Origin of the sequence: Pseudoalteromonas sp. Z1A6 (assembly GCF_011378745.1) — a bacterium.
In the GTDB taxonomy this organism is placed as follows: domain Bacteria; phylum Pseudomonadota; class Gammaproteobacteria; order Enterobacterales; family Alteromonadaceae; genus Pseudoalteromonas; species Pseudoalteromonas arctica.
In genome coordinates, this window is record NZ_WTKW01000517.1 from 1 (window position 1) to 2,063 (window position 2,063).

At 37.3% G+C, this 2,063-nt stretch carries 2 protein-coding genes; one reads left to right on the forward strand and one right to left on the reverse strand.

From position 1 onward, the window contains the following. Nucleotides 1-1,380 carry an MFS transporter gene (locus tag GQR46_RS19080; protein ID WP_007584875.1) on the forward strand — a complete coding sequence of 460 codons (1,380 nt, stop codon included), beginning with the start codon at nucleotides 1-3 and terminating at the stop codon, nucleotides 1,378-1,380. Nucleotides 1,381-1,450: 70 nt separating this feature from the next. On the opposite strand, the gene GQR46_RS19085 is transcribed toward GQR46_RS19080, so the two are convergent. Further along, nucleotides 1,451-1,690, reverse strand: a complete 240-nt coding sequence (locus GQR46_RS19085; protein ID WP_007584874.1) for a helix-turn-helix transcriptional regulator — start codon at nucleotides 1,688-1,690, stop codon at nucleotides 1,451-1,453. Nucleotides 1,691-2,063: the final 373 nt, after the last annotated feature.

The window sequence follows — 2,063 nt, forward strand, 5'->3', positions numbered from 1 at the left end:
ATGAGCAAATCTCTCTCTATTAGCGAATATTTTTCTTACTTTAAAGACAAACGCTTAATCCATATTTTTATATTTGGTATGAGTAGCGGTTTTCCGTGGGTATTAATTGGCTCTGTTATGTCGGCTTGGCTAAAGGATGAAGGGCTAAGCCGCAGCATGATTGGCCTATTCGGCATTGTATTTGGCGCTTACAGTATCAATTTTTTATGGTCACCGCTCATTGACCGTACAAAACTCCCTATTTTATATAAATGGCTAGGCCAACGTCGTAGTTGGATACTATTTTGCCAGAGCTTTATTTTTATTGGCACCTTATTATTAGCTGGGCTTGATTTAAAAGCTAATTTAGCAATTGTTGCTGCAATTTGTTTGTTAATCGCCATTGCTTCTGCAACGCAAGACATTGCTATTGATGCATTCAGAATAGACACACTTAAAGCAAACGAATCTCACAAAGCAACAGCGGCAGCCGCTATGGCAACGTCTGGTTGGTGGACAGGTTATGCGCTTTTAGGTGCAATTCCATTTTATATGGCTGATATCCCCTCGCTCGACTGGCCACAAATTTATTACTTTTTAGCTGCTGTAATGCTGCTGCTAATGAGTGGAGCATTGTTTGCAAAAGAACCTGAATCAAATAGAGAAGCGGTACATGCAGAGCTTGAACGTGTGTACCTTGAAAAACTGTCCTCTACAAAACAAACCCCTCTTACAAAAACTGTTGCGTGGCTCGCGGTAACCGTTATTGATCCCTTTAGAGCTTTTTTTACTAAAAATGGCGTTAAAACGGCACTGGCATTACTTGCGTTTATTTTCTTATTTAAAATAGGCGAAGCGTTTTTAGGGCGAATGTCGATTGTTTTTTATAAAGAAATTGGTTTTAGCAATAGCGATATAGCTACATTTTCAAAGGTAGGTACTGCCGTACTTACAATCATATTTACCTTTGTTGGCAGTTTATTTAATCAAAAATATGGCATTGTTAAGGGTTTATTTGTTAGTGGCATTGCGATGGCGGCCTCAAACTTAGCCTTTTCGTGGATTGCTTTAGTTGGCCCTGATTTAAGACTGTATGCCTTTGCTATTGTTATTGATGGGTTTACGCAAGCATGGTCGCTGGTCGCTATGGTGGCCTTTATTTCGATGCTATGCGATAGAGCATTTAGTGCAACACACTATGCATTACTGGCGTCATTAGGGAATTTAGGACGAACGTTACTTTCGAGCTACAGTGGTGTAGTAATTGATGATTGGTTAATGGGAAATTGGTCGCTGTTCTTTGTTTTAACAGCCTTGATGGTTATACCTTCGCTGATATTTTTATACCTGATTAGGCATAAACTATATGAGCTTGAGAAAAATTATCATAAAAATATTTAATGCATCCCTGCATTAACATATTGCTTAGCACTATCAAGTGCCCCTTAAAGTGTACTAAGCAATGTTTGAGTTAATCTACTTTTAGCAAGCTAAGTGCTTCATGTGGATCAACTTCTAGAGCTGTACAATAACGAACAAACTCAATCACATCTAAACGGCGTTCTTGATTTTCAATCTTGCCGATAAACGAATGAGGCGTTCCCAGCACTTGTGCTAGGCTTCGCATTGTATGACCCTTTTCGTGGCGCTTACTTTTAAGCCACTTTGTTAGCTTTGCATTTTCTTCAGAAGAAACTGTTTTGCCCATCATTTTACATCTCCTACTAGATGATTTGACGTACCTATTAAAGCAGTAGTCTCTATCAATAGCTGTAGGCAAGTAAGCAGTCATACCATATTTTCAATAGCAAGCTATTGCTTAACAAAGCATGTGTTGCTACTCACTCCACCAATATAGCTAAAAAACTACGCTAATAATGTGGTAAAGATTTGTTTTTATTGAGAATGAAATTTTGCCCGTCTCATTCTTGGATACATTATATACTATTAACACTTTGGTTAAATAACTAATTACATACTCGGTACAAATATGAACACGAGTGAATATTTATAAACGCTGAATATTGACCTAAGTACTCAAAAAGTATTAATAAATTAATTTCTAGTTATAAAATATTTAAATG